The organism is Nitrospinota bacterium (assembly GCA_016235255.1).
Classification (GTDB): domain Bacteria; phylum Nitrospinota_A; class UBA7883; order UBA7883; family JACRLM01; genus JACRLM01.
The window spans coordinates 1-16,579 of sequence record JACRLM010000031.1; the positions used below are offsets into that span (position 1 = coordinate 1).

The 16,579-nt window shown below is 58.3% G+C and carries 11 protein-coding genes; 8 read left to right on the plus strand and 3 right to left on the minus strand.

All coding sequences use genetic code 11. From position 1 onward, the window contains the following. Positions 1-327: 327 nt before the first annotated feature. The 8 genes from HZB29_03450 (at position 328) to HZB29_03485 (ending at position 12,344) form a co-directional block, all read left to right on the plus strand. On the plus strand, positions 328-594 hold the full coding sequence (locus HZB29_03450; GenBank protein ID MBI5814646.1) for a DUF503 domain-containing protein: 267 nt from the start codon (positions 328-330) through the stop codon (positions 592-594). A 12-nt stretch (positions 595-606) separates the two neighbouring features. Then, positions 607-966, plus strand: a complete 360-nt coding sequence (gene rbfA / locus HZB29_03455) for a 30S ribosome-binding factor RbfA (GenBank protein MBI5814647.1) — start codon at positions 607-609, stop codon at positions 964-966. Positions 967-1,272: 306 nt separating this feature from the next. Further along, on the plus strand, positions 1,273-2,109 hold the full coding sequence (locus HZB29_03460) for an electron transfer flavoprotein subunit beta/FixA family protein (protein ID MBI5814648.1): 837 nt from the start codon (positions 1,273-1,275) through the stop codon (positions 2,107-2,109). Positions 2,110-2,126: 17 nt separating this feature from the next. Further along, positions 2,127-3,173, plus strand: a complete 1,047-nt coding sequence (locus HZB29_03465) for an electron transfer flavoprotein subunit alpha/FixB family protein (GenBank protein MBI5814649.1) — start codon at positions 2,127-2,129, stop codon at positions 3,171-3,173. 3 nt (positions 3,174-3,176) lie between these two features. Next, on the plus strand, positions 3,177-4,883 hold the full coding sequence (locus tag HZB29_03470) for a 4Fe-4S dicluster domain-containing protein (protein ID MBI5814650.1): 1,707 nt from the start codon (positions 3,177-3,179) through the stop codon (positions 4,881-4,883). Positions 4,884-5,085: 202 nt separating this feature from the next. Beyond that, the gene (locus tag HZB29_03475; protein ID MBI5814651.1) at positions 5,086-5,301 is read left to right on the plus strand and encodes a hypothetical protein; all 216 of its coding nucleotides are present in this window, start codon (positions 5,086-5,088) and stop codon (positions 5,299-5,301) included. Between the two features lie 309 nt (positions 5,302-5,610). Beyond that, a complete protein-coding gene (locus tag HZB29_03480; GenBank protein ID MBI5814652.1) occupies positions 5,611-6,528 on the plus strand; it encodes an EamA family transporter in 918 nt (305 codons plus the stop codon). 260 nt (positions 6,529-6,788) lie between these two features. Beyond that, a complete protein-coding gene (locus tag HZB29_03485) occupies positions 6,789-12,344 on the plus strand; it encodes an AAA family ATPase (GenBank protein MBI5814653.1) in 5,556 nt (1,851 codons plus the stop codon). Between the two features lie 43 nt (positions 12,345-12,387). Here HZB29_03485 and nifA read toward each other — a convergent pair whose 3' ends face one another. From nifA to HZB29_03500, 3 genes are read right to left on the minus strand one after another with little or no spacing between them, the layout of a single operon-like run. Continuing rightward, positions 12,388-13,923 (minus strand): nif-specific transcriptional activator NifA, encoded by a 1,536-nt coding sequence (nifA, locus tag HZB29_03490; GenBank protein MBI5814654.1) that lies wholly within the window; start codon positions 13,921-13,923, stop codon positions 12,388-12,390. Beyond that, positions 13,920-15,530 (minus strand): PAS domain S-box protein, encoded by a 1,611-nt coding sequence (locus tag HZB29_03495; GenBank protein MBI5814655.1) that lies wholly within the window; start codon positions 15,528-15,530, stop codon positions 13,920-13,922. The genes nifA and HZB29_03495 overlap by 4 nt, the downstream gene beginning before the upstream one ends. Further along, entirely contained in the window at positions 15,527-16,351 is an 825-nt protein-coding gene (locus tag HZB29_03500) for a peptidylprolyl isomerase (protein ID MBI5814656.1), read from the minus strand. Before HZB29_03500 ends, HZB29_03495 begins: the two co-directional genes overlap by 4 nt. Positions 16,352-16,579: the final 228 nt, after the last annotated feature.

Sequence of the window (16,579 nt, forward strand, 5' to 3'; positions counted from 1 at the left end):
AAATTCTACAGATTCTGAGCCTCACAATGTTCGAGAAAACCCCGTTGGATCAACTGCTTGCGGAAACTGTCACAAACGGATTTCAGCCGGTTTCAGACAATCAGCTGTTTTTGTTCGACTAACGTTGGGACACTAGTGATTCCTTATACATAATGACAGGCTCGATTTTCCTTAATGGGAGCGGCCATGTCAAGGAAGGGTGTTCGAAAAGAGCGTAAAGTAGCATCTGAGCGTATAGAGCGTATAGAGCGAAGAGAAAGAAGCGCCACGGTCCGATTGCGGCGGGAGGGGGGTTATGATAGTTTCAATAATATGTACGTGGGCATGATGAAAGTGGCGATATATGTTCCGCACGCCAATTCGTTGAAAGAAAAACGCAAGGTTGTGCGGAGCGTGAAAGACAGGGTGAAAGCCAGGTTCAACGTCTCCATCGCGGAGGTGGGGGCGCTTGACCTTTGGCAGCGCGCCGAGTTTGGCGTGGCGGTGGCGGCGGCGGACGCGGCGCACGCGGACAGCCAGTTGAGCGCCGTGCTAAACCTCATCACCTCCACGGCGGACGTTATCGAAGTGTCCACCGAGCTTGAGTGCAGATAGAAAGGGTATGAAGTGAAACGGTTTCACAGGGCCGACAGGGTGGGCGAGGAAACGCTGCGGGACCTGTCCCATATCATCCAGCGGGAGATGAAAGACCCGCGCCTTGGGTTTGTGTCCATAACGCGGGTGGAGATGGCAAAAGACCTGCGCCACGCCAACGTTTTCGTCTCCGTGTTCGGGCCGGAGAAGGACAAGCAAAAGACGATGGAGGCGCTCAAGAGCGGGGCCGGATTCATCCGCGGCCTTCTGGGCAAACGGCTGAACCTGCGGGCCACGCCGGAGCTTACGTTCCATCTGGACGACTCCATGGAGCACAGCGCCCGGATACAGGAATTGCTAAGGAAGGTGAAGAAGGAGGAAGAGCCAGAATGAAGAACATACATTTCACCAAGAGCTTAAGTACCACCGCAAAAAACCTTGAGCGGCGTTTTGACGAGAGCAAAAATGTGCTGGATTATTTCGACAATAACGCCGCCATTCGCCGGATAAACGCTAGAAGCGCGTCAGGTAACAAATCCGACAAGTTGCATCGTCGCAAATGCGACATTTGAAGTACATATTTTACTCTTTACCGCCAACTCCGGGTGTGCAATCATTACCCCGGCTTGAGGCGGAGGGCCGCCGGAAATAGTATAATCAGGTTTGATTTGTGGAGCTTTGCCGCCGATGAAAAACGGCTTGAAAATGGTCGTGCTCATAAAGCAGGTGCCGGACACCTCCAGCAAGGCGGGTGTGAACCCGGACGGCACCATAGACAGGGCGCGGGCCAAACGGATGATGAACCCGTTCGACAAGTTCGCGCTCCAGAAAGCCCTGGAGATGAAGCAGGCAGCCGGCGGGGGTGAGATCATCGTGGTCTCCATGGGCCCGCCCCCCGCAATAGAGGTGCTCAATGAAGCGCTGGAATTCGGGGCGGACAAAGGTTATCTGCTCACCGACAGGCGGCTCGCCGCGTCGGATACCCTGGCGACGGCCTATGCGCTTTACATGGTGGTAAAACATTTCGGCGAGGTGGACATCGTGTTCACCGGCCTGCAGACCACCGACGGGGACACCGCCCAGACCGGCCCGCAGATAGCCGAAAGGCTCGGCATTCCGCAGATCACATATTGCGAGAGGCTTGAATACCACGACGGCAAGGTGAAAGCCCGGCGGGTGGTTGAAGGTGGCATTCAGTGGCTTGAAACGCCGTTGCCGGCCCTTATCACCGTGGCCAACTCCGCCGCAAAGCTCGCCCACAAAAGATTCGTCAACGTCTTCCGGGTCAAGCAGCTTGTCCGCGACAAGGAAGAAATGGCCAAAAAAATATTTACGATCGGGCTGGACGACGTGGGGGCGGAAGCCTCGCGCGCGGGGCTTTTGGGCTCGCCCACCGTTGTGGGCAAAACGTGGAAACTAGGCGAGGTGGGCGGATCGTGCGTGGTGTTCTCCGGCGATTCGCCCAGGCACAACGTGGCGCACCTTTCCGGCAAACTGATCGAAGACAAACGCGGAATCGAGGAGCTGATAGCGTGAGCCAGTACGCCGACGTGATGGTGGTGGCCGACCAGTTGCAGGGAGACATGCAGCGCATCGCCCTGGAGCTGCTGGGCGCGGCCCGCGGCCTTGCCGAAAAGCTGGGGGTGAAGGTGCAGGCCCTGGTGATGGGCCACGAATTGGGGGACATGCCTCAAAGATTGATATGGAACGGGGCGGACGAAGTGTTCGTCGTGGACCAGCCGGAGTTGAAGGAATACACCACGCTGACATACCGGCGGGCGGTGATTTCCGTGTTAAAAACGCTGCCGAGGCCTCCTCATATAGTGCTGTGCGGCGCCACCACCATCGGGCGGGACCTGGCGCCGAGGATCGCCGCGTATTTTGAGACCGGGTTGACCGCCGATTGCACGGAGCTTGACATCGGCGACTATGAACATAAAGGGAAAGCCGACCCTGCCAAGGTGGGCACATACAACAATTGTCTTTACGCCATCCGCCCTTCCTTCGGTGAAAGCTTGAAGGCGCGCATCATCGGCCCGTGGAAAAATCCGCAAATGGCCACAGCGCGGGCGGGGGTGATGGTCCCCGTGGGGGAGGACACCACGCGCACAGGGAAAATAACAGCCGTGCCGGTGAGTTTCGAGCAGTCCGATTTCCGCGTGAAGGTGATCGAGACCGTGCGGGACATGTCCAAGACTGTGGACCTGACAAAGGCAAAGGTGATCGTAAGCGGCGGATTCGGGCTGGGGAGCGCGGACGGATTTTCCGTCGTGAGCGACCTTGCTTCGGCGTTCAAGGACTCGGCGGTGGGCTCTTCGCGCAAAGCGGTGGACGCAGGGTGGATCCCGTACGCCCACCAGGTGGGGCAGACCGGCAAGTCGGTCCGTCCGGAGCTTTATATCGCGCTGGGGATATCGGGCGCGATCCAGCACCGGGTGGGGATGAGCAACAGCCACACGATCATCGCCGTGAACAAGGACGAAAAGGCGCCGATTTTCCAGTTCGCCCATTACGGGATAGTGGGGGACCTGTACGATGTGGCCCCGATACTCAAAGAACAGCTTTCCAAGGCCATGAAGGCCGCCGGCAAGGAGGCTTAAGACGTGTCCAGGATAGAATATGACGTTCTTCTGGTAGGGGCAGGCCCCGCGAACATGGCGCTGGCCATGCGGCTTGTGGAACTGGCCAACGCACCCATCCGCATCGGCATATTGGACAAGGCCAAGGCGATTGGCGGGCATCTGCTCTCCGGCGCGGTCTCCAACCCAAGGGTGATATCAAAACTGTTCCCGGACTGGGACAAAGGGGAGTTCCCGCTGGAAGGGATATGCAAGCACAGTTATTTAAGTGTGCTCGGCTCGGAGCGGTGGGAAGATGTGCCCCGGCCGCTGATGCCCCCGTATTTCAAAAAAGAAGGCTACGCCATCATCAATATTTCCGAAATGGCGGCGTACATGGCCGGCAAAATCGCTGAAAAGGCCGCCGCCAAAGAGGGTGTCGTTGTGGACATGTTCCCGGGATTCCCGGCCCGCTCCATCCTTTTCGAAGGCGACAGGGTCGTGGGGGTGAAGGTGGACAACACCGGCTCCGCCGCCGAGGACAATCTTTACGCGAAAGTCACCGTTTTCGGCGAGAAGGGTTTTGTTTCGCGCGACCTGATAGAAAAATTCAACCTCCGCAAGAATGGGCAGACTTACGCCGTGGGGGTAAAGGAAGTGTGGGAAACGGCGCAAAGCTACGAAGGCGAGGTGTGGCACACCTTGGGCTATCCGCTGGCGGCGGGGCATCTTGGCGGCGGCTTCATTTACGGGTGCAAGGGGAACAAGCTCATCATCGGCATGGTGATGGGGGCCGATTTCCCGGATCCGAACATCCGCCCGCCACAGGTTTTGCAGGAGTTAAAAAAGCACCCTTCGGTCCAGAAAATGATCAAGGGGGGGAAAATCATAAAATACGGCGCGTCCATTTTGCCGGAGGGGGGATATTACTCGCTCCCGGAAAAGTTCGCGGTGGACGGGGCGATGCTTGTGGGTGACGCGCTCGGCGTGCTGGACGTGAAGCGCTTCTCCGGGGTGGACAAGGCGATGGAGAGCGGGTATCTGGCCGCGGAAACCTTGTGGGAAGCGGTGAAGAAAGGTGACACTTCCGCCGCGGCGATGGCGCCGTTCAAGAAGAACCTTCTGGGCGGATGGGTGGGCAAGGAGCTATTCGACGCCCGCTATTTCCGCAAGACGTTCCATGAATATCCCCAGCTTCTCGGCTCGTTCGTGCCAAAGTTGCTGGACAAGATTGACGGCGGGGCCGGAGTGATCGGCGCCGCTATCGTCACTGGCCTTCTGGACCCGTTTGGATCGCTAAAGCTTATCGGGGCCAGGACGATGATAGAAAATCCCGGCGACATGGGGCCGGTGTCGTACAAGAATGACAGAAGCTATACCGTTCCGGCGTACACCGCCGGAAAACGCCCCGTTCCGGCCGGGTTTGACGAAACGACGATCTACTCCACTGCGGACGTGGTGTTCTACGCGCACACCCATTACGAAGAGGACAACCGCCATATAGACGAGTTCGACACGCAGGTGTGCCTTAAGTGCATAGCGCTTTACGACTCCCACGGAAAGGACACCCCATGCGTGGGAGACTGCACCGCCGAGGTCCACCAGACATTGACTAAAGAGGGGGTCCGCCGCCACGCCATGGCGCTGGAGAACTGCGTGCAATGCACCACCTGCGAGATCGTATGCCCATACGTGAACCTGCGGGTGAACGCCGCCTTCCACGGTTACGGACCTGATTTTACTGGTATGTAATCCCTTCGGCGGGCAGGAAACGCCCCGCCGCCACGCTCCAATCCAACTTCAAACACTCACACCCTTTCCGGCGCCCCTTGCCGTAAGCCTCCTGTAAGTAATTAATAAATAAGCAGTTTCGGCGATTTTTGCGTCAAGTATTTCATCCTTCTTCCGATGAGTAATTACTGTGATGGAAAACACTTAAGAAAAGGAGCAAGCAATGCACTCAAATTTCAACGCCGTCGGGACTCAGGGGGCAAGCAACGCCATACATATAAAAAGGAACGCCGCGCCCCAGCAGGCCCCCCAGCAGGCCCTGGCGGGGAACGATCCGGACAGGGATGGGGACAACGAAAAGTCGGAAGGCGCCGGGACCATCCGCAAAGAGTCCATGAGAGGCGTGGGCAAAGGCTGGAGCTTGAACGTTTCCGCCTAAGGCGCCCCCTGCCGTCTTATTTGCGGCGGAACGGGAAAAAGCCAATGACGGCGTCCCGCTCCGCCATTTTTATATTCCGATTTCCAAGGCTGATTTCCAAGGCTGATTTGACAATTCCGCATTCAATTAATAGAATATTTGCATCATGTTTACAAAGAAACTTACTCCGGCGATTAAACCGTGGCAACTTATCGTCCGCCGCGGAAGCCTGCCGGTGTAACTTTTTTCTTTCAGGCGACCGCGGATGAAGCCGCGGCCGCTCACTTAAGCCCCGGTTTCATCCCTTTAAACTCAAGGAAAGGGACAGGCATGCGCATAGACAGCCACCGGGGAGAAGGCTCCATGACGGGGATACTGATAGTTTTCCTCGCGGCGGCCGGATTTTCAACCAAGGCCATTCTGGTGAAATACTCATACAGGTATGGGGCCGACGCCCTCACCACGCTAGCTTTGCGAATGGCCTTTTCAATCCCGTTCTTCATCGCAATGGCGGTGTGGGGTGAAATGCGTTCCGAAAAGCGCATCTGCGGGAGGGATTTGGCCATCATCGGCGCGCTGGGGATCGTCGGCTACTACCTTTCGTCCTATCTGGACTTTCTGGGGCTTATGTATGTGTCGGCGGGGCTGGAGCGGCTGATACTTTTCATGTGCCCCACCATCGTGGTGGGGATATCCGCCATCTTCATGGGCCGCAGGATAACGGCGCGGGACATTTTTGCGCTGGCGCTATGCTATGCCGGAGTGTTCATGGCGTTTGCCAACGAAGCGGGACTGGACGGGGAACACGTGGCCTTGGGCGCGGCGCTGGTGGCCACGGCAACAGTCACCTATGCTATTTATCTTGTGACAGGCGCCGAGGTGATAAAGCGCGCCGGGGCGATGCGGTTCACCGCGTATGCGATGATCGTATCGGGCATGGCGGTGATGACGCACTTTGTCATGGCGAAGGAAACAGTGGCCGTCCGTGTATCGTCCGAGGTCGCCGGACTGGCCATTGTGATGGCGCTGATCGCAACGGTCATCCCATCGCTGCTGATGTCTGAAGGATTGCGGCGCATCGGGGCCGGCAAGACGGCCATTGTCAGCTCGGCCGGGCCGGTGATCACCATATGGCTTGCTTATATGACGCTCGGCGAGCCTGTGAGCGCCCCCCAGATAGGCGGAACGGCGCTGATAATCGCCGGAGCCCTGTCGGTCGGCGGCGATCCGGCGGGGGGGAAAGCGTGAAGGCCGTTAAATGGGCGCGCGGATTGCCACGGCCGCGCTGGCATCAAGCAAGGTTTCCGGTAAACTCGCCGGGCCCGCGCCTTTCAATCAGGGGAGCATATTCCTCCCCTCTTTAGATGCGGACATAATGCTTGTAATCAGTTTTTCCCAGGCGCGCAAACTGTATTAGAATGAACACGGGAGGCATTCGGTGTTATGTCGGCACATGAGATATTGATGGACTGGAAAGGCGCTCCTGATTCAGCCGAAACGGCAATCCGATGAAAACCCTGTTGGCCGATCATCCAGAGTATGATGTGACCGGGCAACTGGACATCAACCAGTCCCATCTTATCTACCGGGCCGTCATAAAGCCTGAGAATATTCCCATCGTCCTCAAAATCCTGCGCAACGACGCGACTCCCGCCGAGTCCTACCGGCTTTTCCGTGAAGCGGAACATCTAAAGCTCCTTCATGGGACGCGGGGAATAGTCGAACTGCATGAAATGGTCATGGCCGGGCCGTTGGCGGCGTTGGCGCTTCATGATATCGGCGGAGCCCCTCTCGACCAGGTTTTCCGGGACAAAAGGCCCGCGATGTCCCTGTTCTTCTCCATGGCGTCAAGCATCGTCGAATCGCTGGAACACATCCATTCCAAGGGCCTGATCCATCAGGACATCAATCCATCGAATATTGTTTTTTCATCCGGCGGCGCCGTGCAGATCATAGATTTCGACCTTGCCTGCGTCTGGAGCGAAGAGAGCGCCGCCATGCCTGGCCAAGGGGTGGGGACTCTCAACTTCATGGCGCCAGAGCAAACGGGAAGGACCAACCGCGCCGTTGATTTCCGCTCCGACTTCTATTCACTGGGAGTCACCCTCTTCTGGCTACTGTCCGGAGAGCTTCCCTTCACCGCCGACACCGCAATGGACCTCGTCGCAAAGCACCTCGCAAAACCGGCCCCTCTTCTTGATCAGTCGCTCCGGATTCCAGCCGGCCTTTCCGCAATCATCGACAAGCTCCTCCAAAAGGCGCCTGAGGACCGATATCAGAGCGCGGCCGGGATCCGGGCCGATCTGGAGTTCGTCCGGAAGCGCTGGAGCGAGGGGGCGGGGATCCACGATTTCATCCCGGGTGGAAGGGACAAGCCGGCCCATCTTCAGTTCCCCGAAAAACTATACGGCCGGGAGGAGATCATCCGGGAAGCCGCCGGCAGGGTTGCGGAGGGGCTGAAGCGAGGGGCCGTCATCTGGACCATCACCGGGCAGGCAGGAGCCGGCAAATCTGAATTGGCGAAGGCCGGAATAGCGCAACTGGCGGCGGCCAGGATAACCTTCTGCGAAGGGAAGTTCGATCAGGTCAACCGGACCATTCCGTACTCCGGGTGGAGCATGGCGATAGGCGCTCACCTCCGGAACGTTCTGGCGCTCCCCGCGGCCGAGCTGGACGAATGGCGGCAGGCCCTTAACGGACGGATGGGAGGAAGGGTGAAACCTCTGTTTGACATCGTCCCTCTCCTCGGACCGCTCATGGGAGCGCAACCGGACCTGCCCGAGGCTCCGGACGCGGAGACACGAAACCGCTTCCATTTTATTTTTCTCGAATTCCTGCGGTTCATGGTGGACCAGGGGGGGCCGACAGCCGTGTTCCTTGACGATCTGCAGTGGGCCGACGACGCCTCGCTGGAGCTTATAGAGATGGCGCTTTCGGGAAAATCCGTTACGGGCCTCATAATCATCGGGGCGTTCCGCGATGAAGAGTTGATGGACGGCTCGCGGCTGCATGACCTTATCGCGCGGATGGATTCATGGGCGGCCACGCATGTTAAGAGCGCTGTTGGCCCGCTCGGCGGCAATTCGATCACTTCCCTGTTGTGCGATACGTTCAAGCGGGAATGGCCCAGATCGGCGGCCCTGGCCAAACTGCTATTGGACAAGACCGCGGGGAATCCTTATTTCTTCCGGCAGATGCTCCTGAGCCTGTTCAAGACCGGCGAGATATATTTTGACGGCGCTTCTGGCGGGTGGAACTGGAATCTGGAGGCGATTCAACGCCGTCCGTTGGCCGGCACCGCTGTGGCGCTTACCGTTGAGCGCCTCAAGGGGATTGCCTCTGACACACTGGACACCCTAAGGCAAGCCGCTTGTCTCGGGCAACGGTTCGCGCTGGCGGACATGTCTCTGATCCTTGGTGTGAGCCAGACCCAAATCCGCAACCTGCTGGCCCCGGCCCTGCTGGACGGCTTCGTCCTTTCCGCCGGCGCGGAATACTTTTTTGCCCATGACAGGGTGCGGTTTGCGGTATATGAAAGCATACCGCCAGAAGAGCGGAAGAAGATCCATTTCACCATAGGCCGCGCGCTGAGGGACCAACTTGCGGAGCCGGCCTTGAAGGAACGCCTGCTTGAGGTGACCACACAGCTTAACTATGGGGCCGGCCTTATAACGGATGAGCGGGAGCGGCTTGGACTGGCGCGGCTTAACAAGGAAGCCGAAACGAAAGCTCGGCTCAACGCCGCCTTCGGCGACGCGGCCATCTTCATCGACGAGGGGCTAAAGCTCCTGCCCGCCTCCGCGTGGGAAAGCGACTACGCCTTGGCGTTTGCTCTTCACCGGGACAAAGCGCAGATTCTATATCTGGCCAATGATCCGGACGCCGCCGACCGTTTCGTCGATCTGCTCATGGAAAAGGCGCTCACCCCACTGTACAAGTTTCAAGTGTTCCGGATGCGCATCGTGTTCCATTCGGTGGCAAACAACTTTGAGACGGCCCTTGACCTGTCGCTCAAGGCCCTCAAGGAAGTGGGCATTGAGATCCCCCTTCATCCATCGGAAGAAGAAATCGGGCGCGAGGGGGCGCTGCTGGCCGGGATCATGGGGGCGCAGGGGCCGGCGTCGCTCCTGGAACTCCCGCTCACCGATGATTCGCAGAGCATTGCTCTGCAGAACCTGCTGGTGACAAGCCTGACACCGGCCTATATCAGCAATCCCCCGCTTTTTGCTCTGCTTGCGTTCCGGCTGTTGCGGCTGTCGTTCGAACAGGGCGTGAACGCCAGCACCCCGGCGGCGCTGGTCTTTTACAGCGCCATTCTGGCGTCGCAGAAAATGATAGGCCCGGCCTATGAGGTTGGGCTGCTCGCCTTGCGGATGCTCCAGCGGACCGACACAAGGTCAGTGAGAACCCGGGTCCTGTTCCTGTTCGCCACCACCATCGCCCATTGGCGCCGCCCTATGGCCGCGGCCCTGCCGGAGCTCAAAGAGGCGGTCCGATCCGGCATTGAGGCTGGCGACATCGAGTTCGCGGCCTATTCGCAGAATCACTATCACTATCAGAGCCTTTTCATGGGGCGTGATCTAACCGCTGTGATCAAGGACTTCGCCGATACCAGGGCGGCCATGCTAGGCATGCGGCAGAAAATGACCATCGACCATTTCAACCTGCTCGAACAGTTCGCCCTGAACCTGGGCGGCGCCAGCGGGAATCCAGCGGTCCTGCGGGGGCAGTACATCGATGAAGAGATCGAGGAGCGGGAGCTTCTCCGGACCGGGAACTATTTTTCGTTGACAGCGTTGTACATGTTCCAGGCCTATCTTCAATATCACTTCGGGAGCAAAGACCTGGCTGAAAAGAAGATCGGCCTTGCCTTAAAGTATGTGGCCTCCACCACAGGCATGATCCACCAGCCTATGGAGGTGTTCCTGCAATCCCTGATACTCGGCGAGCGGCTGGAAAAGAACCGCAACGCGCCGGACGAAGAGGCGCTTACTACCCTGAAGGCAAACGTGGACGCCTACCGTTCCTGGGCGGAAAACTGCAAGGACAACTATGAAAGCAAACGGCTCATGGCGGAGGCGGCGTTGCGGCGCGCTGAGGGAGCGGGGCTTGAGGAGATTCTCCTCCTTTACGAAGTGGCCTCAAAAAGCGCGGAAGAAAGCCAGAACTGGTGGGACCGGGCAATGGCCGGCGAGAAGGCGGCCGAATTCCTTTCCATCCGGGGGCTCGGCCGGCTGGCCATTCCCTATATTCGCCAGGCGGTGTTCGCGTACCAGCGATGGGGATCGGCCGCCAAGGTGTCGGAACTTGAGGGGCGCTTCAAGGATATCCTTGAACACGGCAGGCGGCAAAAGGCGGGCGCACGCGCCGAAAGCTCCTCCAGCGGGAGCGACTTGCTCAAAGGGCTGGACGTGGAGACCATCATCAACGCGTCAAGGGCCATGTCCCACTTGATAGCGCTCGACGACCTGCTCGTCGAGGTCATGCGGATACTTGTCGGCAACGCCGGGGCGCAGACCGGATACCTTTTGCAGAAAGGACCGGAAGGATGGAAAATCGAGACCATGGCAGGCGTGAACGAACAGGCCAGGCGGCTGTCCCCGGCGCTCGCGGCGGACACATCCGGCCTGGTCTCCCCGGCGGTGGTGCGCTTTGTCGGCCGCACCGGCCAGACGGTCCATCTGGACGACGCCTCCGCCTCCGGGCAGTTCGCCTCTGACGCTTATATAAGGGGGAAGAAGGTCCGGTCCCTGCTGTGCATGCCTCTTGCGTGCCAGGGAAAGACTCAGGCGATTCTGTATCTGGAGAACAACGCCGCCACCCACGCCTTCACCGGCGAGCGTGTGGAGCTGCTTAACATACTGGGCACCGAGGCCGCCATTTCCCTGCGCAACGCATCCCTTTTTGAGGAACTGCAGAAAAAAAAGGAATCGCTGGAAGAATCTGAAAGTTTCCTGCGGAGCCTTTTCGACGGAACAAGCGCGGCAGTCATGCTCATTGGCGATTCTGGCGTCATCGAATGCAACCAGGCTGCCGCGCAGATGCTCGGCGTGGAAGACAGGGACGCCGTCATAGGAAGAAGGATGGCGGATTTCGCTTCAACGCATCAACCTTCCGGACATCTCTCCACCTCATATGAGGTGGAGAAATTCCGCGCCGCTTACCGTGACGGGAAAAACCAGTCCGAGTGGGCCATGAAGACCGCCGGGGGACGGGAATTCTATGCGGATGTGCTTCTTACTCCAATCACCTACCGCGACAGGAAGATACTCCATGCGATTGTCAGCGATGTTGATTCGCGTGTCCGGTTCGAGAAGAAAAACAGGCAGCTTGACGAGGAACGGCGGTTTTTCACTGCGGTGACGGCCCATGAGCTCATCACTCCAACGACCTACCTTCAGACAGCGATTTCGCTGATAGAAAGGATGGGCGAGGGTCACGACGCGGGCTCCACGGCGCTCCAGGTCAAGGAAATCCTGGAGGCCAGCTTCGCCCGCCTGTCCAAGCTTGCGCAAAACACGGCTCTGCTCAACAACCTTAGCGCATTTGACCTGAAGCGGTCCGGCTTTCCCATCCAGGTTTATTATATAGTGGAGGCCGCGCTGGACAAAGCCCGCAAGGAGATATCGGCGCACAAGAGGGATATCATCATCAATGCCGGCGATCTTAAAGACCTTGAGAACGTATTAATACGGGGCGACTCTGACCTTCTCAAACGGCTATTCACCGAAGTGCTCTCAAACGCCATCAAGTACTCTCCGGATGGCGCGGCTGTCGAAATGCGGTGGGAAAAGAGTCCCGACAGCATAACCATGAAGGTCGCCGACCACGGGATCGGGCTGTCAAGCGAGGCCCTCGAACTGTTGCTGCACCCTTACTTTTCCTCGCACAAGATAGAACACCATCACACGTCGGAATACGAATATATGGGAGGCGGATTGGGGATCGGCCTTGTGGTGGCCCATCAGATCGCATCGGCGCACCGCGCCAACTTTATTGTGGAAAGCCCCGGGACCGGTAAGGGAGTGGTGGTGACGGTCACATTCCCCCTCCACGTCCCTTAAATCATTTGCCCGGATGGCGCAAGATGGGGGATTTGCATGGGCGTCAGTAGCTTTTCATCTCGATGTTAAGCTTCAAAATGCGATAACCGATCTGCCTTGGCGTCATGTTCAGAAGCCTGGCGGCCTTGGCCTGCACCCATCCTGTCTTGCGCAAAGTGGCGATTATCCTTTCCCGCTCGTCCTTTATGCCCAGTATGTCCTCCTCCCGGTCTGGCGGGCCAGGAATTTCATTCGGTCCGGCAAGGCGGCTTGCGCACCTGCCGGAGGCGCAGGAGATGTCCTTTTTGCCGATGACGGAGCCTTCGCACCGGACGGCGCTTCGCTGGACGCAATTTTCCAGCTCGCGGACGTTGCCGCGCCAGCCGCAATCTGTCAGCACGGCAAGGGCCTCCTGGTCCATGGAGATGCGGGCGCCGCATTCCCTGCCAAGCTTGCCCAGAAAATGTTCCACCAGATGGGGTATGTCCTCCCGCCGCTCCCGAAGGGGAGGGATGTATATAGGCATAACGTTGAGCCGGTAATAAAGGTCCTCGCGGAACCTTTTTTCAGAAACGGCCTTTTCCAGGTTCATATTCGTGGCCGTGATCAGCCTCACGTCCACCGTGATGGTTAGCGATCCGCCCAGCCGCTCGAACTGGCCTTCCTGCAGCACACGCAGAAGCTTGGACTGGAACGCCGGTGAAGTGTCGCCAATCTCGTCGAGGAAAAGCGTCCCCTTGTGGGCAAGCTCGAACCTCCCCGGTTTGCTCGTGATGGCGCCAGTGAACGCCCCTTTCTCATATCCGAAAAGCTCGCTTTCCAGCAGCGTGTCCGGAATGGCCGCGCAGTTGAGCTTGATGAACGGGCCGGCGGCGCGCGGGCTTGCGTAATGTATGGCTTTGGCCACCAGCTCTTTGCCGGTCCCCGATTCGCCCCGGACCAACACTGTGGTGTTCCATTTTGCCACTTGGCGCACATTTTCAAAAACGTCCATCATCACTTTTGAAATGCCGACCATGTTTTCCGGATGGAACTGCGATTTGAGCTGGCCGCTGAGCCTCTCCTTTTCCCGGATTATCAGCTCTTTCTCCTTTTCCGCCGCAATATGCCTGGTGGCCACGCCGCCGATGAGGTTGGCGAACATCGTGACGATCTTCACATGATCATCCAGCCTGTACCGCTCTGATATGTTCAATGAAAAAGTCAGGACCCCCTTAATGCCGCCGACTCCCTTGATGGGGACGCCCACGAAGGCGGAATCAGGCTCATAGACGGCCATTTTGTGCAGAAAACGCGGATCCGACCCCACCCGCGGCACAGCCAGCGGCTCCCCTGTCTCCAATATCAGTCCGGTGATCCCCTCGCCTTTCCGGTAACGGGCGTCCTTCCATTTTTCGCCGGGGATTTCGTGGGCCGCCTCCACGAGAAGATCCCCGGAATCCGGGTCCACCAGCGCCGCAAAGCCGTGCATATAGCCCAGCGCGCCTCCGGATGCCGCGAGTATCTCCGCCACAGTCTCCACGGGCCCAAGCGATTTGGATATGGAAACCGACGCGCGGAAGACCGCATTGACCGCGGCGTTTGAAAGGTCCGCGTTCATGGGCTGGCGTGTTCCGGAAATCGCAGGGAGAAGCTGGCGCCACCCAGCGCTGATTTGCCCACTTCGATCCTGCCCCCCGCCTTGTCCATTATCTGGTGGACCAGCGCCAGGGAGATTCCCCGCCTGTTCTTCTTTGTCGTGTAAAATGGCTCAAAAATCCTCAGGGCCTCACGCTCCGTGACGCCGGAACCGTTGTCTTCGATGGCCACGCCCGTTTCTTCGCCTTCGTTGATGAACGCCACATGGAGGCGGGCGCCATTTTTTCCATCGACACTTTCAATGGCGTTGTCCATCAGCATCGCCACGGCCATTTGAAGCGCTTCCTCAGGCAGCGGCAGGAGCGCATCCTTGGGAGGGCGCCCCAGGGTCAGCCGGGCGCCGAAGGCCTCCAGTTTTTCAGAATAAATGATCTCGATAAAATCGAATATTCCATCCGCCGCGCAATTTCCCGCGGCCGAAGGGATGCGTCCGGCCATATTCCGGAAATCGTCCAGGCTTGCCGCCATTTCGCCCAGTTTTTCCCTGAGCATCGCCGTCTTTGCGCCGATTGCGGCGGTGTCCCCTCTCTCCGCCAGATCCTCCAGCCTTGTGATGATGGCCATGGCCACGTTGAGCGGCTGGCGTACCTTGAAGGCGAATCCGCAGGCCAGTTCCCCCTGGGCAAGGCTCCGCTCGATTTTCATCGCGGAAATCGCTTTCTGCTTCATAAGCGCCTCCTTGCCCCGCCTTACCACTTCGCTTATGTCCGACAGCGACACCAGATATACATTTTCATTGCCCAGTTCAGGCATCAGGTATCCGGCGGAGATCCTCTCTGCTTCCAGAAGGTAATGACGCTTGCCGCCGCCGTCCAGTTCTATATCCACGTTTTTGGACCTGACCTTGGCCGCTCCTGATATATAGTCCGCCAGTATCGTCCCAAGCCGCATCCGCGAATCGGCGCCCATGTCCGAAAGGAGGGTCTTGGCGGCAAGATTGTCCATCTTCAGCGTCCCGTCCGGCCCGAGCACAAGGACGATGTTCGTCATGAGGTTGAGCGCCTTTTCCATAAAATCCCTTTGCGCCGCCACCTTTCGCCCGATCAACACCCTGTCCGTTATGTCCCGCTGGACGAACACGTGGTGGGTGACGCATCCGTCGTGCCGCACTATGGGAGCGGCGGATATTTCCGTCACCAGCAGCCGCCCGTCTAGCGTAAGGCAGTTCATCTCGCCCCTCCAGTTGCGGCCCAGCGCAAGGGCGATCTTCATCTCCGCCAGCGCATCAGAAGGGGCGTTCCTCCACACCGGCTCGTGGGTCAGGCCGATTATTTGCGGGCCGGAATAGCCTGTCAGCCTCTCAAAGGCCGGGTTGACCAGCCGTATCCTTCCATCGCTGGTGGTAACGCTCACGGCATCCTCGGCGTGGCACAGCGCGGTCTCTATCTGGTTTTCCTGCTCTTGGCGCGTCTCCACCTCCACTTCCAGCCTGCCAAGCCCGTTGCGGAACCTTTTGACGAAATCAAGCATCTCCTGGCGGATGTTTGTGGCGGCCCCGTTGTCCGGCTTCCACGTGGCAAGCTGCGACCCCATCGCGTCCAGTTCCCGGAGCCATCTGCGCACTATCATGCGATTACGTCCTCCGGCTCGGCCATGATGATCCCGCGCATGGCCTGTTTGAGCGCGTTGGCAAGGGCGCGCCGCCGCTTCGCCCCGGACAAGGCGCGCTTTGTTGAAGCAACGCCTTTTTCACGTTCAACCGCTTCCCCGGGACGCACTTCCAATAATTGGGCCAGATGAAAGCCAGCTTCAGTCTCCACGATCACAGGCGCTCCCATCGGCTCCATGGCGAATACCGCATCGGCAAGAGCGGGATGAATTTGATCCCGCGTGATCGGGCCGATCTCGCCGCCGTTTAGCGCGCTGGGGCATTCGCTGTGGCGCATGGCCAGAGCGGCAAAGTCATCACTTGAATTTTTCAGCGCGCCAATCCTCCGTCCGGCCTCTTCCCGCCTGTTTTCCGGGAACGCTTCGTTTATCGTTATCAGGATATGCCTGAACCTCGCCTTTTCCCGCGTGGTCCATAACGTGGGATTTGCGTCATACGTTTCTTCCGCTTGTCCGCAGGATACTGTGGACACATGCTCAAGCCATGCTTCCACTGTCTGCTCGATTTTGATTTCGGAGCGCAATGATTCGATGTCCATGCCCGCCGCCTCCAATGCCTCGCAAAATCCAGGTGAGGTCTCAAGCTCCTCCATCCGCCTGTCAACTTGAGCCATATCCGCCGCAATTCCAGCTTTTTCCGCCATCCGCAAAATCACTTTTTTCACGGCGTATTGCCTTACGGCCAGCGCAATTTCTTTTCCGTTCTGGGCGTAGAGTTCGTAGCTCAGATGGTTCATCCCCACTGGCTCACCTTCAAACCATGCCACAACCATGTTTTCCATGGAATCTTCATAGAGCAATTTGAATACCAAGCGCAATGAACCGGAAAATGAAGGCGGGAAAGGCTTGTCTCTTAAAGGAAATGCGAGTAAATAAGGCGCCTGCGGCCTGAACAAGCCTATTTTTTAATCTCGTCCGCCATTTCAAAGTACCCTTTGGATGGATGATTTTGTATGGTTTGTCGCATCAGCTACAAATACAAGACAAAAAGCCGCGCAACTTGCCTGCTC